Annotated in this window: 23 protein-coding genes and 2 pseudogenes; 12 read left to right on the top strand and 13 right to left on the bottom strand. The window is 69.2% G+C overall.

Annotation, left to right across the window (positions count from 1 at the left end; translation table 11 throughout):
- Positions 1-41: 41 nt before the first annotated feature.
- The 5 genes from DI272_RS10260 to DI272_RS10240 form a co-directional block, all read right to left on the bottom strand.
- Positions 42-779 (bottom strand): YoaK family protein, encoded by a 738-nt coding sequence (locus DI272_RS10260; RefSeq protein ID WP_109495045.1) that lies wholly within the window; start codon positions 777-779, stop codon positions 42-44.
- Positions 760-1,293, bottom strand: coding sequence for a DoxX family protein (locus DI272_RS10255; RefSeq protein WP_109500772.1), 534 nt, complete (start codon positions 1,291-1,293; stop codon positions 760-762). Before DI272_RS10255 ends, DI272_RS10260 begins: the two co-directional genes overlap by 20 nt.
- A gap of 48 nt (positions 1,294-1,341) precedes the next feature.
- Complete coding sequence (locus tag DI272_RS10250; protein WP_109495044.1) at positions 1,342-2,004, bottom strand: hydrolase; 663 nt, start codon at positions 2,002-2,004, stop codon at positions 1,342-1,344.
- Between the two features lie 101 nt (positions 2,005-2,105).
- A complete protein-coding gene (locus DI272_RS10245) occupies positions 2,106-3,986 on the bottom strand; it encodes an amidohydrolase (protein WP_258314877.1) in 1,881 nt (626 codons plus the stop codon).
- 376 nt (positions 3,987-4,362) lie between these two features.
- A complete protein-coding gene (locus DI272_RS10240; RefSeq protein WP_181387145.1) occupies positions 4,363-5,493 on the bottom strand; it encodes a low temperature requirement protein A in 1,131 nt (376 codons plus the stop codon).
- 347 nt (positions 5,494-5,840) lie between these two features.
- Between DI272_RS10240 and DI272_RS10235 the strand changes: the two genes are divergently transcribed.
- Positions 5,841-6,419 (top strand): Dps family protein, encoded by a 579-nt coding sequence (locus tag DI272_RS10235; RefSeq protein WP_109495041.1) that lies wholly within the window; start codon positions 5,841-5,843, stop codon positions 6,417-6,419.
- 268 nt (positions 6,420-6,687) lie between these two features.
- Here DI272_RS10235 and DI272_RS45225 read toward each other — a convergent pair.
- The 6 genes and pseudogenes from DI272_RS45225 to DI272_RS10210 all read right to left on the bottom strand — a co-directional run.
- A pseudogene (locus tag DI272_RS45225) lies at positions 6,688-7,027 on the bottom strand (esterase); the annotation flags it as partial.
- 14 nt (positions 7,028-7,041) lie between these two features.
- A complete protein-coding gene (locus DI272_RS10230) occupies positions 7,042-7,836 on the bottom strand; it encodes a helix-turn-helix domain-containing protein (protein WP_109495040.1) in 795 nt (264 codons plus the stop codon).
- A gap of 231 nt (positions 7,837-8,067) precedes the next feature.
- Positions 8,068-8,337 carry a WhiB family transcriptional regulator gene (locus tag DI272_RS10225; protein WP_109495039.1) on the bottom strand — a complete coding sequence of 90 codons (270 nt, stop codon included), beginning with the start codon at positions 8,335-8,337 and terminating at the stop codon, positions 8,068-8,070.
- Positions 8,338-8,378: 41 nt separating this feature from the next.
- Complete coding sequence (locus DI272_RS10220) at positions 8,379-9,158, bottom strand: CE1759 family FMN reductase (protein WP_109495038.1); 780 nt, start codon at positions 9,156-9,158, stop codon at positions 8,379-8,381.
- A complete protein-coding gene (locus DI272_RS10215; protein ID WP_109495037.1) occupies positions 9,155-10,252 on the bottom strand; it encodes an LLM class flavin-dependent oxidoreductase in 1,098 nt (365 codons plus the stop codon). Before DI272_RS10215 ends, DI272_RS10220 begins: the two co-directional genes overlap by 4 nt.
- Positions 10,253-10,329: 77 nt before the next feature.
- On the bottom strand, positions 10,330-10,761 hold the full coding sequence (locus DI272_RS10210; RefSeq protein WP_109495036.1) for an SsgA family sporulation/cell division regulator: 432 nt from the start codon (positions 10,759-10,761) through the stop codon (positions 10,330-10,332).
- 281 nt (positions 10,762-11,042) lie between these two features.
- Between DI272_RS10210 and DI272_RS10205 the strand changes: the two genes are divergently transcribed.
- Both DI272_RS10205 and DI272_RS10200 read left to right on the top strand, forming a co-directional pair.
- Positions 11,043-12,785, top strand: a complete 1,743-nt coding sequence (locus tag DI272_RS10205; RefSeq protein WP_109495035.1) for a pyruvate dehydrogenase — start codon at positions 11,043-11,045, stop codon at positions 12,783-12,785.
- Positions 12,786-12,942: 157 nt separating this feature from the next.
- The gene (locus DI272_RS10200; protein WP_109500771.1) at positions 12,943-13,392 is read left to right on the top strand and encodes a DUF5709 domain-containing protein; all 450 of its coding nucleotides are present in this window, start codon (positions 12,943-12,945) and stop codon (positions 13,390-13,392) included.
- An 87-nt stretch (positions 13,393-13,479) separates the two neighbouring features.
- Here DI272_RS10200 and DI272_RS10195 read toward each other — a convergent pair whose 3' ends face one another.
- On the bottom strand, positions 13,480-14,331 hold the full coding sequence (locus DI272_RS10195; protein WP_109495034.1) for an NmrA/HSCARG family protein: 852 nt from the start codon (positions 14,329-14,331) through the stop codon (positions 13,480-13,482).
- 41 nt (positions 14,332-14,372) lie between these two features.
- On the bottom strand, positions 14,373-15,209 hold the full coding sequence (locus DI272_RS10190; RefSeq protein WP_109495033.1) for an alpha/beta fold hydrolase: 837 nt from the start codon (positions 15,207-15,209) through the stop codon (positions 14,373-14,375).
- Positions 15,210-15,547: 338 nt separating this feature from the next.
- Here DI272_RS10190 and DI272_RS45220 point away from each other — a divergent pair.
- The 9 genes and pseudogenes from DI272_RS45220 to DI272_RS10145 form a co-directional block, all read left to right on the top strand.
- Positions 15,548-15,646, top strand: a pseudogene (locus DI272_RS45220) (3-oxoadipate enol-lactone hydrolase); the annotation flags it as partial.
- A gap of 509 nt (positions 15,647-16,155) precedes the next feature.
- Positions 16,156-17,220, top strand: a complete 1,065-nt coding sequence (locus DI272_RS10180; protein ID WP_181387144.1) for a DNA/RNA non-specific endonuclease — start codon at positions 16,156-16,158, stop codon at positions 17,218-17,220.
- Positions 17,198-17,725 (top strand): SMI1/KNR4 family protein, encoded by a 528-nt coding sequence (locus DI272_RS10175; protein WP_181387143.1) that lies wholly within the window; start codon positions 17,198-17,200, stop codon positions 17,723-17,725. Before DI272_RS10180 ends, DI272_RS10175 begins: the two co-directional genes overlap by 23 nt.
- Before the next feature lie 464 nt (positions 17,726-18,189).
- Entirely contained in the window at positions 18,190-18,954 is a 765-nt protein-coding gene (locus DI272_RS10170; protein ID WP_109495030.1) for an IS5 family transposase, read from the top strand.
- Positions 18,955-19,029: 75 nt separating this feature from the next.
- The gene (locus DI272_RS10165) at positions 19,030-19,773 is read left to right on the top strand and encodes a DNA/RNA non-specific endonuclease (RefSeq protein ID WP_109495029.1); all 744 of its coding nucleotides are present in this window, start codon (positions 19,030-19,032) and stop codon (positions 19,771-19,773) included.
- 17 nt (positions 19,774-19,790) lie between these two features.
- Complete coding sequence (locus DI272_RS10160; RefSeq protein ID WP_109495028.1) at positions 19,791-20,405, top strand: hypothetical protein; 615 nt, start codon at positions 19,791-19,793, stop codon at positions 20,403-20,405.
- Positions 20,406-21,211: 806 nt separating this feature from the next.
- Positions 21,212-21,736, top strand: coding sequence for an SMI1/KNR4 family protein (locus DI272_RS10155; protein ID WP_109495027.1), 525 nt, complete (start codon positions 21,212-21,214; stop codon positions 21,734-21,736).
- Between the two features lie 414 nt (positions 21,737-22,150).
- Positions 22,151-22,741, top strand: coding sequence for an SMI1/KNR4 family protein (locus DI272_RS10150; RefSeq protein WP_109495026.1), 591 nt, complete (start codon positions 22,151-22,153; stop codon positions 22,739-22,741).
- 475 nt (positions 22,742-23,216) lie between these two features.
- Positions 23,217-23,564 (top strand): hypothetical protein, encoded by a 348-nt coding sequence (locus DI272_RS10145; RefSeq protein ID WP_109495025.1) that lies wholly within the window; start codon positions 23,217-23,219, stop codon positions 23,562-23,564.
- Positions 23,565-23,645: the final 81 nt, after the last annotated feature.

The following is a 23,645-nucleotide window of genomic DNA, read 5'->3' as shown; positions in this document are numbered from 1 at the left end:
GCCCCGCGAGGGGTGCGCCCACGCCGGTGCGTCCGCGGCCCTCACGCGGGCGGCCTGGTCCACGCGGGTGCGCCGGCCGACAGCCGCCACGCGGTCACCGACGTCACCACGAGCAGCACCAGCGCCAGCAGCAGGATGTGCACGAGTTCGGCGTGTGCCAGCAACAGCGCACCGACGAGCGCGCCCAGGAACATGGCGAGCACGGAGAGCACCCGCCGACCCGGCCGCGGTGCCGCACCGCCGGCCAAGGGGGAGTCCGCCGCCAGACCGGTCAGGGTGAGCGTCAGGACGGTGGTCGTCAGATCCGGGACCCCGAGACGCCGCGCGACCGCGTTCTGCATCCCCATGGCGAGGCCGAGCAGCACGATCAGGGTGTAGCGCACCGGGCTGGACACCTCGCCGTGCGCCACCGCGACCGCGATCACCGTCCCGGCGACGAGCAGGGCCTGCAGAGCGGTCGTCGCGCTCAGCAGCCGCCCGCGATGGGCCGCGAGCCGGGTGCCGAACCGCCCGCCCGCCAGGGCGCCGGCGAGGAACGACAGCAGTGAGACGACGGCGGCCGCCACCGACAGGCCCGGCGCGCCGGCCAGGGCGAAGCCCAGGAAGACCACGTTGCCCGTCATGTTGGCGACGAACACCCGGCCGAGCGCCAGATAACTCACGGCGTCGATGAGTCCCGTCACCACCGTCAGCACGAGCAGCAGGGGCGGCAGCGGCCCGTGCCGGTCGCCCCGGGGCGGGACGAGGGTCCACGCGGTGTCAGTCAGCAGCTTGCGCATGCCGTGTCCTTCCGTTCGTCGGGTCGCCGGCCGTCGGCCGCCGCAGCACCGCCCGGGTGGCCAGCCCGGTTCCAGGGCCGATCACGATTGCCGCGAGGGAGACCCACAAGGGCCAGGTGACCGGCCCGAGGGCGTGGTCGAGCGACCACTTTCCCGGGCCGGTGAGGGCGAGGGCCGCGGCGACGGCCACGAGGACCGACGGGTACTCGTAGCCGTCGTGCTGGACCCACAGCCCGTTGTGCCACTTGACGGTGCCGGCCACCGTCATCACCCCCATGGCGGCCGTCGCCGCCAGCGGAGTGAGGAGGCCGGCCGCCAGGAACAGTCCGGCCCCGATCTGGCTGCCGCCCGCGGCGAGGGCGGTGAGTCGCCCGCCGCGGAAGCCGTCCCGGCGGAACTCCTCGGTCCCTCCGGCCAGCCCGCTGCCGCCCAGCCGGAAACTGACCTTCTGCACTCCGTGCCCGGCGATGAGGAGTCCCACCACCAGCCGGAGCACCAGCAATCCGCTGTCCATCGCGTGTGTCTGCCTGTTCCTGACGTCCGTCGCAACCGTGGGGGAGGGTCAGCCGGCGGCGTGCTCGCCGATGACCGCCTGGGCGTAGACGACGCCGAGACCGTAGGTACCGCCGTGCGCCTTCACGACGTCCATGACCGGCAGGTACGTCTCCGCCCGCGCCCAGTCACGCTGGAGCTCCAGGAGCACCTGCACCCACGTCACCGGCACCACACCGGCCTGGACCATCCGCTGCACGGCGTGCTCGTGGGCCTGGGGGCTGACGCCGCCCGACGCGTCGGTGACGACGTAGACCTCGTAGCCCTGGGCGAGCGCCGACAGCGCGGGCAGCACGACACAGACCTCGGTCCACAGGCCCGCGATGACGAGCTTCTTGCGCCCGGTCGCCTTGACCGCGTCGACGAAGGCCTCGTCCTCCCAGGCGTTCATCGTGGTGCGGTCGACGATCTTCTGACCGGGGAAGACGTCCGCGAGCTGCGGCATCAGCGGGCCCGAGAACGACTCGGCGGCCACGGTGCTCAGCACGGTGGGCACGTCGAAGACCTTGGCGGCCTTCGCCAGGCCCACGGTCGCGTTGATGATCGCGGTGCGGTCGCCGCTGCCCGTGCCGAAGAACATCTGCGGCTGGTGGTCCACGAACAGGACCGCGCAGTTGTCGGGGGTCAGCAGGTCGGGGCTGGGAGCAGCGGTGACCTCGGCGATGTCGACCATGATTGTGCCTTTCGGTGACGAGAGATGACGATCACGGACGGTCGTCCGCGATCCGGGAAGGGAGGTGTGGGGAGACGGAAGGCGCGCGGGCGCACCTCCGGTCACAGGGAGAAGCAGGGGTCGAAGACCGGGGTGTCGGTCTCGGGGACCAGTCCGCGGCGGGCGCGCCACTGGCGGTGCAGCTCCGACTCGGCGGCGGCCTCGCCCAGCAGTTCCGCCTGACGGACTCCCGGCCGGGCCTGCGCGGACGTCGCCTGGTAGCCGCCGAAGTGGGCCACCGGGCTCCACTCGGGCGTCACGGCGGGCATCTCCTCGTCGATGCCCTCGTACTCGCCGGCCGCGTACACGATCCGGCCGCCGACGACCGTCAGGAGGGCTTCGATGTGGGCGATCTCCGGGTCCGGCACCGTGAAGTAGTCCTCCGACAGCACGGTCAGGTCACCGAGGAACCCCGGGCGCAGTACGCCCTTGAGGTCCTGTTCACCGGTCAGTGCGGCACCGGCCGTGGTGAACATCTCCAGCGCCGTCTCCCGGTCGACCCGGTTGTGCGGCGGGTGGATGGTCAGATCGCCCACGGTCCGGCCGGTGACCAGCCAGTGCAGGGCGACCCAGGGGTTGTACGAGGAGACGCGCGTGGCGTCGGTACCGGCGCCCACGGTCAGCCCCCGGCCCAGCATCGCCCGGACCGGCGGGGCGTCCGCGGCGGCACCGATCCCGTACCGGCGGACGAAGGCCTCGCCCTGGAAGGAGAGCCGGTTCTGCACGGACATGGCGCCGCCGAGCGCGACGATACGGTCGAGGCTGTCGGCGGACACCGTCTCCGCGTGGTCGAACAGCCACCGGTTGCCGCCGGGGAACAACCCCTCGGCGGCCAGCTTCTCGAAGACGGCCAGGTCACGGCGGATGGTCTCGTCGTAGGTGGCGTGCAGGCGGAAACCCCAGCCGTTCTCCATGAGGAGGCGCACCGCTCTCTCGAACTCCACCTCGTAGTCGGGGGCGTGTTCGGGGCGCGGCTCGGCGAAGTTCTCGAAGTCCGCCGCCGCCCAGGTGAGGTTCTCGCCGGCGCCGTTGAGGCGCAGCCACTCGTCGCCGTCCTCGGGGCGGACCATGCCGATCCAGCGGGTGAGGTCGTCGATCTCCTGCCCCGCGGTCTGCGGGAAGAGGTGGTAGGCGATCCGCAGGGACAGCGCGCCTTCCCTGGCCAGCTCCGTGACGGTCTCGTAGTTGTCCGGGAAGTTCTGGAAGCCGCCCGCCGCGTCGATCGCGGAGGTGAGACCGAACCGGTTGAGTTCACGCAGGAAGTGCCGGGTGGACGTCTTGCGGTGCTCCTCGTCCAGCACCGGTGCCTTGGCCAGCGTCGAGTAGAGGATCAGCGCGCTCGGGGCCGCGAGCAGCATGCCCGTGGGGGCGCCGTCGCGTCCCCGCATGATCTGCCCGCCCCGCGGGTCCGGGGTGTCCTTGGTGTAGCCGGCGGCCTTGACGGCCGCGCGGTTGAGGATCGCGGACTGGTACAGGTGCAGGACGAAGACGGGGGTGTCCGGCGCGGCGGCGTTGAGTTCCGCGACCGTGGGCAGCCGCCGTTCGGCGAACTGCTCGGCGGACCAGCCGCCGACCACCCGTACCCACTGGCCTCTGGGGGTGCGGGCGGCCTGTTCCCGGAGCATGGCCAGGCCCTGGCGCAGGGAGCGTACGCCGTCCCAGCGCAGCTCCAGCACGTAGTTGAGTCCGCCGCGGATGACGTGCAGGTGAGAGTCGTTGAGGCCGGGGATCATCCGGCGGCCCAGCGCGTCGACCACCCGGGTCGCGGGGCCGACCTGCCCGGCCACGTCCTTGTCCCCGCCGACGGTCGTGATGACTCCGTCGCGGATGGCGATCGCCTCGGCCCGGGGCAGCCGGGAATCACCGGTGTGGATCTTGGCGTTGCGGACGACGAGGTCCGCCGCGTCGTCGGTGGCGCGGGGAATCAGCCCGCCGACCGGCATCGTGGACACCTTTCGACAACCTCCTGAAGGGCGTACGGGGCGTACGGGGCGTACGGGGTGGGATGTGCGACAGGCCGCGCGCTCTAGCCGACGACACGTCGGCGAGGTGCACGGACGACCGTGCGGCGGCTGCTTCGCCGAGCACGCTACGGGGGAACCGCCGGGCCCGATGTCCGGTCAGTGCACTGCTGGTTGCCCCGTAGTGCACGAGAAGTGCGGGGTGCCGGGGCGTTTGGCCGGGTGGGTGGTGCGGGGGTGCCGGGGCGTTTGGCCGGGCGGGTGGTGCGGGGGTGCCGGGGCGCTTGGCCGCACGGATGGTCCGGGTGTGCCGGGGTGCTTCGCGCGCGGTGGTGGTCGCCGGCCGCGCGGCACCGCCTCAGGGGTCCTGCCGGGTGACCGCGACGACGACCCCGCTCAGCAGCGCGCCGGCGACCAGCGCGGGCGCCGGGAGCCACGTCGCGAGCAGCAGGGCGACGACGGTGACGGCGCACGGCACGTCATCGGCCTTGCGGCGCCGGTGCGGGCGAAGGTGCACCGCCCAGACGGCGAACACGAAGACGGCGGCCGGAACCGTGACCCCCAGCGCGGCGGGCAGGGCCCCGGTCGTTCCGTCGGGACGCGTGAGGTGGTCGGCGTAGGCAGCCAGGCCCGCCCCCTCGGCGGTGGCCGACGCGAACACGAAGTAGTGCCCGTAGGCCCAGGCGAACCGTCTGCCGTGCGCCTGGTGCGTCGTGGCGAGCAGCGTGTGCGCGGGCCGGGTGAAGTACAGCCACCACATCGCGAACGCCATCAGCAGCCCGCCCCCGGCCAGGGCACACAGGGCGGCGATGTTCTGCTGCCGCTCGAAGGCGCCCTGTACGGCGATCGTGGCGGCCGCCACGGACTCGCCCAGCACGATGAGCGTGAACAGCTCGTAGCGTTCCGCGATATGACCTGGATGCCACGGGGTCATACCGGCGGACTGTGCCCACACGGGGACCAGCACCTCCGCGAGGATCATCACGGCGATGCCGGGAAGCCGACCCGCGGCGGGCAGGAACAGCAGCCCCACCCAACCGAGTTGACAGGCCGTCACGCCGATGGCGAAGCGGAGCGTGGTCGCCCGCCGCGGGCGATCGGCGAGACCGGCGCGCAGCCACAGCGCGGCCAGTGCCGTGCGCAGCACCACGTACCCGAGCGTGATGACGAGCAGATCCCCGTGCTCGAAGGCACGCCCCACGCCGGCGGCCAGCACGAGAGAGCCCGTGATCTGCACCAGCACGGTCAGACGGTAGAGCGTGTCGTCGGGGTCGTAGGCGGAGGCGAACCAGGTGAAGTTCATCCACGCCCACCAGACGGTGAAGAAGACCAGCGCGAAGCGCAGCACGCCCGTGGCGCCGTGCCCGTGGATCAGGGCGTCGCGCAGGTAGTGCGAGGCCTGGGCCACGGCGACGACGAAACACAGGTCGACGAAGAGTTCCAGCGGCGTGACGGTCCGGTGGGCCTCGCCCGGGTCGCGCCCCGTCATGGCATGCCGTCGGCGGGGTACGGGCACCGTCCGGCCGAGGGCCCGCACGCGGCTCAGCGGAGGCTCCCCGGCGCGGCCCCGACCCCGAAGCCCCCCACATCCGCCTGCTCGTTCATCCGCACTCCCCTTCCTCGTCGCCAGGTGCAGCCGCCCGCCGACGCTAGGCGGGCAGCAGCGCGACAGGAGTCCGCGGGCGCACGGGCTCTTGTCCGGCAGCGAACGGTTCCGGGCCCCCTCGATGCCGTGCGCTGACGGGCACCGGGGCATGCGCTCAGGGGCAATCGCACGCGGTCGCCCCCGCCTACCGTCACGGCCGTACACATCGCACGGACCGCAGGAGGCGGATCATGACCACCAGCTCTCACCCCGGCAGTGGAAGCCAGCCGTGGCTGCACCAGAAGGGCGAGGTCATCCAGGAGTTCGGGTCGGTCAAGCAGTTTCCGCTCGGCCTGTCGTACGAGGCCCGGATGTATTCGTGCCAGCGTCTGAACAGGGCCCTGGCCGACACGCAGATCCTCTACGGCCTCTACAAGAAGCACCACTGGCTGATGCGCGGCGCGACCTTCTACCAGCTGCACCTGGTGCTGGACAAGCACGCGGGGGAACAGCTGGAGCTCATCGACACCCTCGCCGAGCGCGTCCAGTCACTCGGCGGAGTCGCGGTGGGCGACCCCCGGCACGTCGCCGAGATCACCTCCGTCCCGCGTCCCCCGGACGGGGTGGAAGAGGTCCCCGCGATGCTCTCCCGCCTGCTGGAGGCCCACGAGACGATCCTCGTCGACGCCCACGACGCCGCCAAGCGCACCGCAGAGCTGGGCGACGACGGCACGAACGACCTCTTCGTGTCCCAGGTGATCAGGACCGGTGAACTCCAGTCCTGGTTCCTGGCGGAGCACCTGGTGGACACCCCGCTGGTCCGTTCCTGACCCACGACGGATCGGCCACCGTCGCACGTCGGTCGTCCGGATCATGCGGGGGCGTGGTGACAGGACCCCACTGCGCCACGCCCCCGCACCGCCCCCGAGGCGGCCGTCCGTACGGGCCCGCTCGTCATCCCGGAGGCGGCGGCACACCTGTCCCGGCAGGCCATGGATGATGACAGGCGGCTGGTCAACTGGCCATGCCGCCGGGCGCAGTTGAGGCTGAGCCACGGTCGCCGGCTGCGGCCCCGGCGGCGCGTTCCGGAACGGCGCCCCGGCGCAGGCAATCACCGGTGGCCAACTGATGGTGGGAACCGGTGTCGAAGAAGGCATCGGTGGCCGGGTGGAGCAACACCGGCTGCACCAGGCGGACATCCCCGCGTTCCCAGGCCGTCAGCGTCTGCGCGGCACGCGTGTTCGCGCCGCCGAGTCACCGGCCGCCGCCGGTGGTCATGCGTGTGACCGTTGCAGAAGACCCGGCCCGCACCGTGGACGCGGAGGGCCACCGGCAGCGCGCCCGCGGCCCCGGCGGGCCGGGCGACACGCGCCCGGACGGTTCCCGTGGGCCCGCCCGGCACCGGCACCCACTCCTCGTCCACAGCCGACAGGTCGATCCCCCGGACTGCACCTATGAGGAGGCCAGCGTCTGCCAGTCGGTCGGACTCATGCCGTAGGCGGCCCGGAAGACGCGGCTGAAGTGGGCCGCGCTGGTGAACCCCCAGCGGTGCGCCACCGCGGCCACGGTGATCCTGCGGTGCGGCGCCCTGCTCAGATCACGCCGGCAGCACTCCAGCCGACGCTGCCGCACCCATTGCCCCACCGTGGTGCCGTCGCCCTGGAAGAGCTTGTGCAGGTAGCGCACCGAAATGTGGTTGGCGCGTGCGATCGACTGCGGAGTCATACCGGGGTCCGGCAGATGCTGCTCGATGTGGGCGCGGACCTGGGAGAGCATCTCGTCCCGGGCCTGCGGCAGTGCAGGAACGTTCCCCTGGCTCCCTTGCAGGAGTTCCATGACGAGGACGACCAGGAGATCGACGGCGTTGCGGGTCAGCTGGTGAATCACCTGCGGGGTGTGCGCGTCGGCCCCGGCGGACAGTGCCGACAGAAAGTTAGAGACCAGGCCGCCCAGTCCCGCATCGCCGGCGACCTTCGTCCCGGTGAGCCGGTCCCAGTCCGCTTCCGAGAGTTGCAGATAGCTGCGGGGCAGCCGGAAGACCGTCATACCGCCGGCGTCCGGAAGCCTCGGCGAGCGTTGTCGTCCCGGATCGCAGAAGATGAGGTCGCCCGGTCTCATGACGGTACGGCCACCGTCCTGGGTCGTCGCGACGGAATCCTTCTCGGCCAGTCCCAACCGGAAGAACTGGCCGTCTCCACCGTGCGGCAGTGGCGAGAGGGTATGGGTCCGCCCGGGCAGTGTGGACATGAGGAGTTCTCCGCTCGATGCGATAGCGGCCCTGTCGCGTCGCGGCCCGTGCTCGGGGACGACGTACGCACACCGTGGCAGGTGTCGCGCCGGTGTCTCCCGCGCCGCGTCCAGGGGCGAGGTCGTGCCGCCGAGGGCGGCCTCATGTCCTCTACTCTGCCGAGCGTCTGTCCTGCGGACATGCGTCAGTCGACTGTCGTGGTGACTGTGCCGTGCGCAGGTCGGGCACCGTCAGCCCGCGACCGCGTCCCCCGAGCGGCGTTCGGCCTCGGTGATCCCGCCCCAGACGCCGTACTGCTGCCGCGAGGCCGCAGCGAAGCGGGCGCACGGGCCGCTAACCGGGCAGGCGCGGCAGATCGCGCGCGCCGCCTCCTCCCGACGCCTGCGCGCCTCGCCCCGCTCACCGCTGGGAGAGAAGAAGACCGCGCTGTCCATGCCTCGGCACGCGGCCTCACTCTGCCATTCCCACACGTGCAGCAAGGGCTTCGTCAGCGCCCTCATCCGACCCGTCCGGCTGCTGCTCCGGTTCCGGCCACGGGGACTCACGAGTCTGCCGCCGGGCGCGTCCGCGCACCGTCCGCGGACCGGCTCAGCGCGGCGAGCCGCTGTTCGAACGGGATCAGGCCGGCGCCGAAGCCGTCGGCGGGGTCGACCGAGGTGATCGCGCCGTGCAGGGAGCGGGGGGCGATCGCCGCGGTGGTGTCGACGTCGGGGACCGTGGAGGTGGCGGCCGCGGTTCCGGGGACGGGGACGGGGCTGGAGCTGGCGCCGGGGCTGGTCGTGGCGGAGTCCGTGGCGCCGGTGGTGGTTCCGGTGGAGGTCATGAAGCGGGCCAGTTCGGTGCCCGCGCGGGCGACGCGATGGGCGAGGCCCTCCTCGCCCCAGTCCTCGGACGCCGCGTACACCGCGGTCGGCACGACGAGCGCGCGCAGGTAGGTGAACAGGGGGCGCAGGGCGTGTTCGGTGACCAGGGAGTGGCGCGCGGTGCCGCCGGTCGCGCCGGCGAGCACGGGCTTGCCGGTCAGGGCGTCCTTGTCGATGAGGTCGAAGAACGACTTGAACAGGCCGCTGCAGGACGCGGAGAAGACCGGCGTGACGGCGATCAGCCCGTCCGCGGCGGCCACCGCGTCGAGCGCGGCGGCGAGCCGGGTGGGCGGGAAGCCGGTGACGAAGTGCTGGGCGATCTCGATGGCGAGGTCGCGCAGTTCGAACACTTCTGCCTCGGCGTCCACGTGATCCAGCGTGGCCGCGGCGAGGCGGTCGGCCAGAAGCCGGGTGGACGACGGAGAGCTAAGCCCCGCCGCGACGACGACGAGCTTCACCGGGAACTCCCCTCGGGGGCGGCCGTCTTGGCGGCGACGCGGCCGGCGTGGGTGGGCGCGTCGGGGACGGTGGCGGGCTTGAGACCGGCGAACTCCTTGCGCAGCACCGGGACGACCTCCTCGCCGAGGATGTCGAGCTGCTCCAGGACGGTCTTGAGCGGCAGTCCGGCGTGGTCCATGAGGAACAGCTGGCGCTGGTAGTCGCCCACGTAGTCACGGAACGACAGGGTCCGCTCGATGACCTGCTGCGGGGAACCGACGGTCAGGGGGGTGTCGCGGGTGAACTCCTCCAGCGACGGGCCGTGCCCGTAGACCGGCGCGTTGTCGAAGTAGGGGCGGAACTCGCGGACCGCGTCCTGGGAGTTCCTGCGCATGAACACCTGACCGCCGAGGCCGACGACGGCCTCCTCGGGGGTGCCGTGCCCGTAGTGGGCGAAGCGCCTGCGGTAGAGGTTCACCATCTGCTTGGTGTGGTCGGCGGGCCAGAAGATGTTGTTGTGGAAGAAGCCGTCGCCGTAGTACGCGGCCTGCTCGGCGATCTCCGGGGAGCGGATGGAGCCGTGCCAGACGAACGGCGCGACACCGTCGAGCGGGCGCGGGGTGGAGGTGAACGACTGCAGCGGCGTACGGAACTTGCCCTCCCAGGTCACCACGTCCTCGTCCCACAGCCGGCGCAGCAGTGCGTAGTTCTCGATGGCGAGGTCGATGCCGTCCCGGATGTCCTTGCCGAACCACGGGTAGACCGGGCCGGTGTTGCCGCGGCCCATCATCACGTCCATGCGGCCGTCCGCGACGTGCTGGAGCATTGCGAAGTCCTCGGCGATCTTCACGGGGTCGTTCGTCGTGATCAGCGTCGTCGAGGTGGACAGGATCAGGTTCTCGGTGCGGGCCGCGATGTAGCCGAGCATCGTCGTCGGGGAGGACGGCACGAACGGCGGGTTGTGGTGCTCGCCGGTCGCGAAGACGTCGAGGCCGACCTCCTCGGCCTTGAGCGCGATGGCGAGCATGGCCTTGATGCGCTCGTGCTCACTGGGCGCACGCCCGGTCGTCGGGTCGACGGTGACATCACCGACGCTGAAGATCCCGAACTGCATTGCTGAGTCCTTTCGATGACGTACTGGGTACTTGGGATGCGTTACTGGTTGTCGAACAACGGGTGCGGGGGCGGAATTCAGGGACGGGCACTTCTCCCCAGGAGCGAAGTGAGGGCGCCGTCCAGATCCAAATGCGTGCTTTCCGAGCCGGCGGCCACCAGAGAAAACGTCTGCTGGAGGAATTCCGCCACCTCCGTCGCCAGCAGCTCTGCCAGGGCCGTACCGGACCCGTTCTTGAGGATGACGCGGAGGGTGTTCGGATGGTGGCCGTGCGCGGGCAGCACCAGGACATCGCCGGAGCCCGTGGGGCGCCGCAGCCCCTCGGCCAGGAGGTCGCGGGCGAACACCCAGGGAATCCGCGGGCCGATCAGGGGGCCGAGGGACATACGGACGGCGTAGGGATCGGTGACGCGGTACCGCAGTTCCGTGGGCAGTGGAAGCGGCGGCCTGTTGAGAGATCTGACGTGCGCCGTGACAACGCGGGTGACCGTGCCGAAATGCGGTTCCATTGAGGCCCTCGAAAACTGAGAAGAACAATTGCTTCACGGGCACCCTAGGCGCGGGCCGCGCGGGTGGTTTGTCCTGGAACGCACGAGCCGTTGCCTGGGAAAGCACTTCGGTCGCCGTATGCCGTGCCGGTCCGGCGCACGGTGTTCGCCGCCCTGGCCGCGTCGAGGCGACGCGGCTGGTGCACTGACGGGCTGCGCACGGTGCGCGCTGGGGCAAACGGCTCGCCCGCCGCGTCCCTAGCCTGGCCACGACCTCGTGAGCGACCACCCTGAGGAGCACCATGGCCGGACAATCCGTGGCCGAGCAGTACGTCGCCCTCCTGGCGCGCGCCGGCGTACGACGCCTGTACGGCGTGGTGGGCGACAGTCTCAACCCCGTTGTCGACGCGGTCCGACGCCACGGCGCGCTGGAATGGGTGCAGGTCCGGCACGAAGAGGCCGCGGCCTTCGCGGCCGGCGCCGAGGCCCAGCTGACCGGCCGTCTCGCCGCCTGCGCGGGATCGTGCGGGCCGGGCAACCTGCACCTCGTCAACGGCCTGTACGACGCACATCGTTCGATGGCTCCGGTGCTGGCCCTGGCGGCGCAGATCCCCAGCGGCGAGATCGGCACCGGATACTTCCAGGAGACGCATCCGGACCGGCTGTTCGCGGAGTGCAGCCACTACTCGGAACTCATCTCGTCGCCCCGGCAGATGCCGCGGGTCGTGCAGACCGCCATGCAGCACGCGGTCGGCCGGCGCGGCGTCTCCGTGGTGGCGCTGCCCGGAGACGTGGCCGCCGAAGCCGCCCCGGCCGGTGGCGCCGAGCTCGCGATGCCGCTGGACCGGCCCGCGATCCGTCCGGCCGACGGCGAACTGGCGCGCCTGGTCGAGCTGGTGGACGCGGCCGAGAAGGTCATGGTCTTCTGCGGACGGGGCGTGGCCGGCGCCCACGCCGAGGTGATGGCGTTCGCGGAGAAGACCAAGGCCCCCGTCGGCCACGCGCTGCGGGGCAAGGAGCACATCCAGTACGACAACCCCTACGACGTGGGCATGTCCGGCCTGTTGGGGTACGGAGCGGCCCACGAGGCCATGCACGAGTGCGATCTGCTGCTGCTCCTCGGCACGGACTTCCCGTACGCGGACTTTCTGCCTCGCCACGTACGAACGGTCCAAGTCGACGTCCAGCCCGAACGGTTGGGGCGGCGCGCACAGCTCGACCTGGCGGTGTGGGGAGACGTCCGCGAGACGCTCCGGTGCCTGACGCCGGCCGTGCGGGAGAAGACGTCCCGCCGCTTCCTCGACCGCATGCTGCGCCGCCACGTCCACGCCTTGGAGGGTGCTGTCGGTGCCTACACCCGGAAGGTGGACCGGCACACACCGATCCACCCCGAGTACGTCGCGTCCGTCCTCGACGAGGAGGCCGCCGACGACGCCGTGTTCACCGTGGACACCGGGATGTGCTGCGTATGGGCGGCCCGCTACCTGACGCCCAACGGGCGCCGCCGCATTCTCGGTTCCTTCGTGCACGGCTCCATGGCCAACGCCCTGCCGCAGGCCATCGGGGCCCAGTTCCTCGACCGTTCGCGCCAGGTGGTCTCCCTGTCCGGCGACGGGGGCTTCTCCATGCTGATGGGGGACTTCCTGACGCTGGTCCAGCACGGCCTGCCGGTCAAGGTCGTGGTCTTCAACAACTCCTCGCTGGGCATGGTCGATCTGGAGATGATGGTCGACGGCCTGCCACCGCACGGCACCGCCTACCCGCACACCGACTTCGCGGCCATCGCCCGCGCGGCCGGTGCACGGGGTATCCGTGTGGAGAAGCCCGCCGAGGTGCGCGACGCCCTGCGCGAGGCCTTCGCCCACGACGGCCCCGTACTGGTCGACGTGGTCACGGACCCCGACGCCCTCGCGATCCCACCGAAGATCACGGCCGAACAGGTCACCGGATTCGCGCTGTCCGCGAGCCGCACGGTCCTCACCGGCGGCGTCGGACGCATGGTCCACCTGGCGCGCGCGAACCTGCGCAACGTCCCTCACCCGTGAACGGCGGCCGTCCCGAACCGACGCCCGCGAACGGCCGTCGCCGTCCCGCCTCGCGGCTCGGGGCAGCCGTGGGAGTCGAGCGTACGTACGGGTCCGACCGTTCGAACCTCGCAGTCGTACGGACCGACAAGCACAAGGAGCAAGCGTGAACGCCGAGATGGGCGACGATGTCTACCAGCCGGACGGGACGGAGGTGCCGGACGGCACCGGCCTCCTGGACGCCGCGGACACCCTGGACCACCGGGCCGGCGACGAAGCCCTGGACGAGGGCTACTCACCCCCCGAGCGACCGTGGGGTGCCGAACACAGCGGGGTCACGGCAGGGGAGCGGTGGCGGGGCGAGAGCCTGGACGAGCGCCTCGCGGAGGAGGTGCCGGACCTCACGGTCGCGGACGACGACGGGCTCGGCGATGTGTGCGACACGGATGGGGAACTGATCGACGACCAGGTCGGCGACAGCCGGGCGGGACGGCTCGTCGCACTGGACGAAGGCAGTCACGAGACCGACGAATCGGCTCTGTTCGCCTCCGACGCGGGACTGGACGGAGCGGGCGCGTCGGCGGAGGAGGCCGCGATGCACGTGATCCCCCAGTCCGATTTCCTCTGACGCCGTTCCCGGTACCGAGTGGGGTCCGGGTTTCCGTCTCCGGAACGGACGGAGACCCGCACTCGGTACCGGGCGCCGGGCGGTGCGTCAGCGCACGCCGGCCCAGGCCCGGCCGGCCCAGTCCCCGAAGCGGGTCCAGGCAACCTCCGGATGCGCTTCGTGCAGGGCCCGGATGTCGACGCGGTAGCCGGGTCCGTTGAGAAAGGCCCACATCGCGTGCATGTCGGGATCGCCGATCGCACCGAGGGGGACCTGCTCATGGCGGACGTCCCGCCCCAGGACCTTGCTCAAGGCCGCCGCCATCTCCACCGGCGTGGGAGCGTCGCCGGCCAGCTCGATGCGCTGTCCCAGGAAGGGACCCGGGTCGAGCAACACCTCCGCGGCGAACGCGCCGAGGTCGGCGCGCGCCAGCTGCTGCAGCGGCCGGTCGGCGGGCAGCGGCAGGTCCAGAACACCGCGGAGCACCCGCTCGTGCCCGCCGAGCACGTTGTCGAAGAAGTAGGCCGGCCCCAGGATCGTGTACGGCACGTCACCGGAGGCCAGGTCGGCCTCGATGCGCGCCTTGCTCTCGAAATGCGGTACGCCACTGTTCCGGTCGGCGCCCGCCACGGAGCTGAACACCAGGTGCGGCACCCGCTGCCGGGCCGCGGCGGAGACGATGGCCCGGCCCTGTGCGACCTCGGCCGCGGGGCCTGCCTCGAAGGGCGTGGTGTACGCGAAGACGCCCGCCACGCCGTGCATGGCGGCGGAGAGCGAGCGGACGTCGCTCAACGACCCCGCCGCCACCTCCACTCCCTGCTCGGCGAGTTCGCGTGCGGCCCACCGGTGTGGAGCACGGACCAGCACGCGCACGGGCGCCTGACGCCCGAGCAGGGCACCTGTCACGGCCCTGCCCTGGCCCCCTGTCGCCGCCAGGACCAGGATCGGTGCGTCGGTCATGGCGGGAGAACCCCCTTCGGGAACCCCTTCGACAACGTCCTTCACTTGCTCAGGAAAGCGACGAGCGCGGCGTTCACTTCCTCGGCGTGGGTCCACAGCAGCCCGTGCGGGGCGCCCTCGATCTCCACGTAGTCCGCGGACGGCAGCGCCTTGTGGAAGAGCCTCGCCGTTCCCTCGACCGGCAGGATCCGGTCGCCCGTGCCGTGCAGGATCAGGGTCGGTACGTCGATGGCGGGGATGTCCGCCCTGAAGTCGGTCGCCCACGTGAGCGGCGCGGCTGCGGCGGCGTAGAAGCCCCCGCCCGCGGCGACGTCCCAGCTGTGACGGACCGCCTCTTCGCTGATGCGCGTGCCCAGGTTCTCGTCCAGGTTGTAGAAGTCCTTGTAGAAGGCCGTGTAGTAGGCGTAGCGGTCCGCCTTCACCGCCGCGACCACACCGTCGAAGAACTCCTGCGGAGCGACGCCCTCCGGGTTGTCGTCGGTCTGGAGCAGGCAGGGCTCGAGCGAGGCGAGGAAGGCGGCCTTGGCCACCCGGCCGGAACCGTAGGCGGAGAGGTAGCGGGCGACTTCACCGGTACCCATCGAGAACCCGACCAGGACGGCGTCGTGCAGGTCGAGCGTCTCCATGACGGTGTTCAGGTCGGCGGCGAAGGTGTCGTAGTCGTACCCGCTCGTCGGCTGGGACGACTGCCCGAAACCGCGACGGTCGTAGGTGATGACCCGGTAACCGGCGTCCAGCAGAGCGGCGCTCTGCCGCTCCCAGGAGTGCCCGTCCAGCGGAAAGCCGTGGATGAGCACGACGGCCTGCCCGGAACCGTGGTCCTCGTAGTAGAGATCGATGTCGGTGGAGTTCTCCTGACCAACGGTGATGTACGGCATGGTGTGCTCCTCAAGTAGTGAACGAGTGACGTCCACCAGCAGGCTAGGGCGCGGATCCCGCCCCTTTTTGTCCGTGAACGCACCGTGTCTTGTCCGTCGGCGCCCAGGCAACGGACCCGCACCGCCGCGTCGCCCCGAAGCCGCGCGCGGAGCGCGTCCGACACCGCCCGGACCTCCACCGGGCGTTCACCGTGTGGGGGGTTCACGCTGCTGTTGGGCGGGGTTCCGGAAGGTTTCCCGGGCGGATCACGCCTGCCGCTGTCCCTCCCCGCACACTCGATGCTGCGACGCGCACCCCGGCGGTGTGACACCGCGTGACGGATGAGAGGGTCGGGCGGGTGAGTGAGACACCGATGAACACCTTGCAATACCGCTTCGACGGGCCGGAAGACGCACCGGTCCTGATCCTCGGTCCCTCACTGGGCACCACCTGGCACAGGTTGTAGGAACCGTCCTGTGGCGTCCAGGCAGTCCAATGGAGGGGCTTTTCCGCAGGTCAGCTCCTCGTGATCCAGGTGCGTCAACGCTGTTGGTGACACGCGTGTGATACGTGGTGAGAGGTGAGGCCCCCGCCGGGCAGGTGTCGGCGGGGGCCTGCGCGTTCGGTGTACGACCCCGGTGGGAGGGGGCGGGAGAGCCTTGCTCGGCTCCGGCTTGCTGTTCTGGACGGTGAAGTCAGGGTGCGATCAGCTGATGTGCCGACACGGACGCCATGCGGCCATGTACTGCGCGGTGTGCCGCGCTGAACTCAACGGCTGAACTGCCCAGGGCTCATCCAGGGGATGCCGTCGTCGCCACGACCAGCTCGCACGGCGTTTCAAATGCCCCCTGGCGAAGCGGCCTTCAGCGCTGTCCACGCGGCTGTGCGCGGGCGCCGACCCTCCCGTACCAGCCCAAGAGCGACTGGCTCGACCGGAACATCGGCAACCTCTTCAGGTACGCCAGGATGTTCACCGGGCGCGGCTACGGTCTCGCGGCGGAGGTCTTCCTGAACGTGTGGGGTTGGAACAGCCCCCGCTACAACGACGGCTTCACCACCTTCCCCGCGGCGTCCCAGCCGCAGGGCTCCTCTGCACTCGTCTACACCGGCCCGAGCCAATCACCCGGCTCTTCGGCGCTCGTCTACACCGGAACCAGGACAGGTGCCGGCACCGGCGCGGGAGCCGGCTCCGGCAGCTGCTCGTACAACTGCGTGATCATCCCGCCCGCCCCGCCCATCGACCAGAACCCCAACAACGGGCCCAACCCCGAGCCCGCGCCTACCCGTACGCAGCCCAAGGCGGAGTTGGCCGACGGGACCTGGAACGTCAAGAAGGGCGTCGACGCCACGGTCGATCCGGATACCATGCGCGGTCTCCTGGATGATGGGGAGTACACGCCTGCGGACCTTGCAAGCCTCGATATGCTCCAGAGCCTGTTCCCGGACCAGGACATCGACCCGGACCTTGGCTTCGGCAAGTCTGGCGTGGACCCAAGCGCCCAGCGGACGAGGAACCGGTGCTCCCGGGACTTCCCCTCCAGCGCCCCGGCCTTCTACTACGCCCCCATGACCCGGTTCGGCGCCGGCCCCGACGACTGCCGGGCTACCGGAGCGGTTGCCTACATCGACTCCTACGATCTGCGGGCCTGGCGTCTCGACCCGAAGTGGAAGCCCGCCGGGTACGAGAGGCTGCCGGTCGGTAACCGGGCCGCCCTGCACCTAATCGGCAACCAGATGGGCGGTGCAAACGACACCCTGCGGAACTTCGTGGCCGGTTACCAGAACCCCGCGAACTCGCCGCACATGCGCTCACTGGAGGACGAGCTCACCAGCACGGTTAAGTCAGGCCAGCGTGTCGCGCTCGGTGTGCTCCCCGTGTACAACGGCACTGATCCGGCGATCCCGACGGAGATCAAGATGTACGCGGTCGGAGACGGCGGATACCGCCTGAACTGCACGGTCTACAATCGGGCGTCCGGCGGCTACTCCTGCAGCGAAAGGTCTTCCGGTGGAACTCTCTCGGTTCCGTGAGCTCCTCGGTGAGCCCTCGGTGAACGGTGACGTTGAACGCGATTGGCGAACGCTGGAGGACCGTGTCGGGATCGAATTCCCCGATGACTACAAGGGATTCGTCTCGGCGTACGGTTCCGGTTGCGTGAACGACCAGCTCTACCTGTTCCACCCGAGAGGGGTGGCAGGAGACGACGGGTTGCGCCTCGAATCCCTCTGGACGCAGGCGGGATACGCGTACGCGGAGCTCTCTCGGAACGCCCCGGACATGTATCCGTACGCCGTCTACCCGACGGCGGCGGACGGGTGCCTCCCGATCGCGCGCTCGTCATCTGGAAACTACGTTTTCCTGTCTCCTCCGAATGCCGAAGGAAAGGACTGGTCCGTCGTTATCGACATGGGTGGCTGGGGCGAATTGCCCTTGTCCTTCACGGACTTCCTTTGGGCGGCGCTCCAGGAGGACCTGGAGATCCCGATCATCGAAGGCGAGCCGTCGTTCGAGCCCGTCGGCGCGCTCGAGCCATGACCGGGCGGCGCACGTTCCCGCCATGAGTACGATCGAGAATCGAATTACCGACGAAGTACGGGACGGACAAGGCGTGCACTGCGAAGCGGTACCGGTGGAGCGCTGGTTCCAGCGGCATTGGTACGACGACGGCGGGGTGGCGACAACTCCGACACCATGCCGCAGAAATCCCCATCGCGGTTCGACACCACCACCGGCACCTGACCGGCCGTCGCGCACACCGGATTGGAGTTCCGGGCGTTGGCAGCCGGGGACCCGGTCAATACGGCCGCTCCGATGGTGGCCCCCAGTCGGAGCTTGACGGTTCGGCGCCACCCGCAGGAGCCCCGTTCGCCGGGAGGGCGACTGCAGGCATTGAGCCCTTTCCAACCTGACCCCCGGTCCGGTTGTTGGGCTGACAACGTGGCGAAGCCCCTGGTAGATGGGTTTTCGACCAAGAGAACCGTCGCCACCAGAGGCTTCACGTGCTTGTCTACCCGTCGGTCGTCGACGTGTCCAGCTCCGCCCTCCGCTTCCTCACGCAGCAGTTGCGGCAACATCGCCGTACGATCGGCTCCCGCTGGCAGCGCCTGAGCGCTGGCCGCCAGGCTCTGCTCACACTCGCCCACCTGCGGACAGGGCACACGTATGCCCAGCTTGCGGCCGGGCTCGGCGTCGGCACCGCGACGGCCTACCGCTATGTCACCGAGGCTGTCGAGCTCCTGGCCGCTCTCGTCCCCGGCCTGGCCGACGCGGTGAGGACCGCTTCGGTGAAGGCGTATCTGATCCTGGACGGCACACTCCTGCCGATCGACCGCATTGCTGCAGACCGGCCGTTCTACTCCGGCAAACACAAGAAGCACGGGATGAACGTGCAGGTCATCGCCGCCCCTTTCGGCCGACTGCTGTGGGCCTCACCGGCCCTGCCCGGCGCCGTCCACGACATCCGCGCGGCCCGCGAACACGGCATCGTCGACGCCCTCGCCCAGGCCGACTTCCCATGCTGGGCAGACAAGGGTTACCGAGGTGCCGGCGGCACGGTCCGCACCCCGCGCCGGGGACGGTGGGAGACCCTCTCCGCAGACCGGAAGGCGGTGAACCGGTCCCACGCGAAGATCCGGGCCCTCGTCGAACAGGCCGTCGCCACCCTCAAGTCCTGGCGGCTCCTCCGCAAACTCCGGTGCTCGACCACCCGGACCACCAAACTCGTCCAGGCCGTCCTGACCCTTCATCTGACCAGATCAGAGTGAGGATGGAAAAGGCTCACTGCCACCACGGACACGACGGACACGCGGCCATGGAACGGCGCGTCGACACAGGGCTGCGTGTCGAGCCGTCGGACGGTGAACATCTTCTTACCGTCATCGAGGCGTAGTCCTGCAAGGTCGCAGGCAGGGAGGGGGGTTGGGCACGTTACGTCGCTTGTCTCCAAGCCGGGCGGCGCGCGCGGGCGGACGGCCGAGGACTGCCGTCGCGGCGGCGAAGGCTGGTTGGACTACGGTGACCTGGACAGCGCCAATGGTGACCGAGCCACCGGTGTGGAAGCCTGCTTGGACAGCGCCTACATCAAGGCTCACCCGGGTTCGGACACGAACGTCAAGAAGGTGGCTCCCCCCGGGTACCAGTGGGCTCGCCGGTACGCGGCCTATCTCGGCAACGGCCCCTTGGGGCAGTGGGTCGATGCCTGCCACCTTCTGGGCAAGGACCTGGGTGGCGATGGTCAGAAGCTGGAGAACCTGTCCACGTGTGCACGTTCGACGAATGCCAACCAGATCGCCCCGACGGACTCGGGCATCACTGAGCACATGTACTACTACGAGAAGCAGGTGAAGGCTGCGGTCGACCAGGGGCAGGTTGTGCACTACCAGGTGAAGCCCGTCTGCATGGGGCCGAGGACCGTCCCGGTTGCCTATGAGATGTCGGCGACCGGAACGCTCAACGGTCAGCCCGGCCTGATGTTGGACGACGTCGTGCCGAACATGATGTACAGCAACAAGGACAGCAACTGGTCGAACATCGGGACGGTCACCCACCAGGGGAAGCCCCTTCCGACCGGGAACACACGGTAAGCACGAAGGATCACAGGGTGAACGATGCTCTGGCGCAGCTGAGAACGGCCGTCTCCCTTCTCCGCGAAGGGGGAGCTGCCGGGGACGAGGTCGATTGGCCGGCCGCGGCCGCCGAACTGGGCGTAGCGTCGTTCCCGGAGGATTATGTGCGGCTCGTCGACGCCTACGGCGCGGGATCGTTCGAGGACGCGCTCTTCATTTCGATTCCGCGCCCCGGGAGCCCGAGTGCGCCACTGACGGTGGGGCGACTGCCCGACGACGCCGTGACGTCCATGAGTGAGTGGCAGGAACCCACTCTCCGCTCCCGGCACTCCCTCACGGACATGCTCGTGTGGGGGCAGACCAACGCCGCCGACGCGCTGTGCTGGATCACTTCGGACGTGGATCCGCAGCGCTGGCCGGTGGCGGTGTGGCAACGTCAGGGCGGAGGTTGGAAGACTTACGACTGCGGAGCGGTGGAGTTCCTCGTGAGGTTGTTGCGGGGCGATTTTAGCGAATGCCCCGTGAGCGATGAGTCCTTGTGGCGTGCCAGGACGGCCCGCTTCCTGAATTTCCGGGACGAGGTGAGGCTCCTCGGTGCAGGTGTGGATCCCTGGACCGGCGAGTCCACGGACCCCTTTGCGGACCTGTGAGGCCGGAGGTCCGGCGGGTCGGACTGGCGGTGCTTTCGGTCGTGCTGTTGGCCACGGCCGTCGGATGCGGTCGTACGACAGGAGCCGTAGGGGCCGGTGCGAGCGGTACTCCGCAGGACGCCCCGTTGAGTGGAGGGGGCACAGCCGCGTTGAGCCTGTGTGGTCAGCGCGACGGGCGTCATTTCTCCGGCCCCCGTCCGCCCGCGGATTCGTCGACACCACAGATGGTGATCAGGAGCTTTCGCTATTTCAGTTCGGGGGCTTCTGACCCCGGGCGGATCACCATCCACGTGTCCATCGCCGCTGGCAGCGAACAGCCGCTGACGCTGTCCGCGCCTCTTGGGGTCGAAGGGCCGAGTGTGGAGATTGAAGGGCCGGACGGAGTGGAGGTCGCGGCCTACGGACTCCCCGTGAAGATCGTTTCCGGGGCGGGCGGGGAGCTGTTGGCGGCTGACGCTACGTCCTTGGAAGTCGAGGTTGTCGTTCCACCTGCTGCCGCATGTCCCGGCGACAGTCTGGCCGAAGCGCAGAAGGACACCGCGGGATCCGGCACCGGCTCTTCGTCCCTTGCTGTGACCGTGAGTGACCCCGCTATCGCTCGTCATCGTGCCGCTCATGGCAAAGACGCCTCGAGCGATCTTGTGATCGCATCCTGGCCTGAACTTCAGCCACGGTGACGATGCCTGGACTCAGAGAACGTTACGACGGCGTCTCAGTCACGACTGAGAAGGTCACGGGGTCGCTATCGCGCGGTCAATATCGAATCTGCGAGATCAGTGGCCCTTGACGGGAGTGGGGAGACGGGCATGGAAATGCGGATGTTTATCGGCGAGCTGATGCGTGTGAGGACGCGCGAGTACCTCGCTACTTCACCCCTGGAGCCGGACCATATGCCTGGGCTCAGGCCCCCGGCGGACTCCGCCCAGTTGGAGGCTCTGGAGATCCTTGCTGGTCAGCCACTGGATCGGGACTACCGGAAATTTCTGACCTTGACGGACGGGATGGACGGATTTCAATCCACGATGCCGCTGCTGGGGTGCCGCGACTGGAACGACTCACCACGGAGCGAGTTGGCCTTCATGTTCCGCGACACGGTCCTGGAGACGGGTCCTTTGGCGGAGTACGGCTTGCCTGAGGAGGCGCATGTTTTTCCGGTGTTCGTCGACAGTGATGGAGCCTCGGGTGTCCTGATGGTCCACGCACATGACGAGGCCGCCGAACGGTTCTGGTGGAGCAGTGAGGGGGACGACATGTTCTTCCGTACCTTCGGTGACCTGATTTCCTACGTCACCGATTCGACCTCCTGCACTCCGAGGCGTCTCTTCGGCTGAATCGGGGCATTCATTCACGCCGTTGTCGAGCGCGTCTGGCTCAATGGCCTAGCGGCCGGGTGACCTGGTGGGTGCGGGACTTCTGCGGAAGTGGCGTTGAAGGACGAGTTGTCGTTGCCCAGTGGGCGGTTGCGGATGAGTCGACCAAGGCTCTGGCTATTGCTCTGTGTATGGTCAGGTGCTTGGGCGCTGGCGATGTCGGCACTGCCGACCCGGGAGGCCCGGACCGCTCGGCGACAACTTCGGTCTGTCCGATGTGAGCAGGGATGAGCACGTCTGTTCAGCAACGGTGTGGTGCACAACGCACTCGCCGGCATAAATCTCGGCTTGCAGAACGACGAGAATGGAACCCCCGTACCTGTCCGCTAGCTGGGACAGAGACGCACGTATGAACGACTGGAACGGAGAACGATCTTGTCGACGTCGCACAGTGCTGCGGCGCTGACGGCGATGTTGCCTCCGCGTCCCGGCCGCGGCATGCGGATGGACTGGGCGGCGGTCGAGGAAGCCTGGGGGCTGGAGTTCCCTTCGGACTACAAGCAGGTCATCGCCCATTACGGTGACGTTCTCTTCGGGGACTATCTTCAGGTGCTTGCTCCGAGCACTGTCACGCCGGACACCTGCGACGAGCCCGGTGCACCTCGCGGTGGCATGGGTTTCATCACGGCGGACGCCCGCGACACATGGATGGTCACCGCGCCGACGGGGGTCGAGACCGAAGCGCAGGACTTGGTGGTGTGGGGAGCCGCGAGCAGCGCCGATCTCTTCTGCTGGCTTGCCCGGGGTGAACCGGATGAGTGGCCTGTGGTGGTCTTCAGCCATGGCGAGGACACCTGGACGCGGTACGACGTCGGCATGACGGAGTTCTTGGTCCGTGTGCTCCGCGGTCAACCAGGCTTCGAGGTCATGATTGACACTCCCCTGTGGGGCGACAGGCATGCGTCGTACGCCAATTCCGCAGAGCGTCGCCGTGCGCGTGAGGGTGGAGCAGACCCTAAGGAATGATGCCGATGATCCAGTGGCGATTCATGACCCCAGCACGTACACGACTGAGAAGGTCACCTGGGTCGGCATTGTGCGGGCAGTACGGAATCTGAGGGACCAGCTGCTGTGATTGGGGCGGGAAGACGGGCATGGAATTTCGGATGCTCATCGGTGAGCTGATGCATGCGAGGACGCGCGAGCACCTCGCTACTTCTCCACTGGAATCAGATTACAAGCCCGGGCTCAGGTCCCCCGGTAGACTCTGTCGAGCTTGTGGCTCTGGAGAGTCTTGCTGGTCAGCTGCACCGTCTTGACCTGATTGCTTACGTGACGGATTCGACCTCTCGTCCTCCGAGGCCCCTCTTCGGCTGACGCGGTGCCGTCATGCACGTCTGAGTTGAGTCTAGGTTAGGGATCGAAGAGGGTCTTGGAAGTCCATAATCTACTCGCCGAGCTTGCGTGCCGAAGAATTCGCGATTACCTTTCCGAGCCTTCGGTGTCCGGCGTCGTCCCACGGCTCTACCTGCCCGCATCTGAGCAGCAGGTGGCCGAGCTCGGTCGGCAGGCCGAGCAAGAACTGGAGCAGGGATACGGGGATTTCCTGCTCCTGGCGGACGGAATGGAAGACTGTTTCCCCGGAATGCGGATCCTGGGGTGCAGGGACTGGGTGCACGACGGGTCGATAGCGGCGTCGCAACAGTTCCTCGAGATCCTTCGGGAGTCAGGAACTCCGGTGGATGTCGAGCTGCCCGCAGACGTCGAACTATTTCCCGTTGCTATCGATGGGGATGCATTGCAGGGAATCTTCATGTTTCACCTCCCCGGATCTGTCCCCGAGAGGTAATGGTGGGTGGGCGAAGGGGGCAGCATGTTCTTCAGCGCTTTCACCGAGCTGCTCATGTACCTCATCGATTTTGATTCCTAT

The sequence above is a fragment of the Streptomyces sp. Act143 genome (assembly GCF_003143935.1).
Classification (GTDB): domain Bacteria; phylum Actinomycetota; class Actinomycetes; order Streptomycetales; family Streptomycetaceae; genus Streptomyces.
Note: the sequence above shows the minus strand (reverse complement) of the source record. Positions and strands in the feature narration are given on the sequence as shown.

Bases quoted from the DNA above. Each gene is read 5' to 3' on its own strand.
- DI272_RS10190 (WP_109495033.1), bottom strand. From the start codon at position 15,209: ATGCCGTACATCACCGTTGGTCAGGAGAACTCCACCGACATCGATCTC.
- DI272_RS10180 (WP_181387144.1), top strand. From the start codon at position 16,156: ATGTTCACCGGGCGCGGCTACGGTCTCGCGGCGGAGGTCTTCCTGAAC.
- DI272_RS10200 (WP_109500771.1), top strand. From the start codon at position 12,943: ATGGGCGACGATGTCTACCAGCCGGACGGGACGGAGGTGCCGGACGGC.
- DI272_RS10215 (WP_109495037.1), bottom strand. From the start codon at position 10,252: ATGCAGTTCGGGATCTTCAGCGTCGGTGATGTCACCGTCGACCCGACG.
- DI272_RS10155 (WP_109495027.1), top strand. From the start codon at position 21,212: ATGGAAATGCGGATGTTTATCGGCGAGCTGATGCGTGTGAGGACGCGC.
- DI272_RS10230 (WP_109495040.1), bottom strand. From the start codon at position 7,836: ATGTCCACACTGCCCGGGCGGACCCATACCCTCTCGCCACTGCCGCAC.
- DI272_RS10255 (WP_109500772.1), bottom strand. From the start codon at position 1,293: ATGGACAGCGGATTGCTGGTGCTCCGGCTGGTGGTGGGACTCCTCATC.
- DI272_RS10225 (WP_109495039.1), bottom strand. From the start codon at position 8,337: ATGAGGGCGCTGACGAAGCCCTTGCTGCACGTGTGGGAATGGCAGAGT.
- DI272_RS10235 (WP_109495041.1), top strand. From the start codon at position 5,841: ATGACCACCAGCTCTCACCCCGGCAGTGGAAGCCAGCCGTGGCTGCAC.
- DI272_RS10250 (WP_109495044.1), bottom strand. From the start codon at position 2,004: ATGGTCGACATCGCCGAGGTCACCGCTGCTCCCAGCCCCGACCTGCTG.
- DI272_RS10195 (WP_109495034.1), bottom strand. From the start codon at position 14,331: ATGACCGACGCACCGATCCTGGTCCTGGCGGCGACAGGGGGCCAGGGC.
- DI272_RS10245 (WP_258314877.1), bottom strand. From the start codon at position 3,986: ATGCCGGTCGGCGGGCTGATTCCCCGCGCCACCGACGACGCGGCGGAC.
- DI272_RS10260 (WP_109495045.1), bottom strand. From the start codon at position 779: ATGCGCAAGCTGCTGACTGACACCGCGTGGACCCTCGTCCCGCCCCGG.
- DI272_RS10210 (WP_109495036.1), bottom strand. From the start codon at position 10,761: ATGGAACCGCATTTCGGCACGGTCACCCGCGTTGTCACGGCGCACGTC.
- DI272_RS10205 (WP_109495035.1), top strand. From the start codon at position 11,043: ATGGCCGGACAATCCGTGGCCGAGCAGTACGTCGCCCTCCTGGCGCGC.
- DI272_RS10240 (WP_181387145.1), bottom strand. From the start codon at position 5,493: ATGACGGGGCGCGACCCGGGCGAGGCCCACCGGACCGTCACGCCGCTG.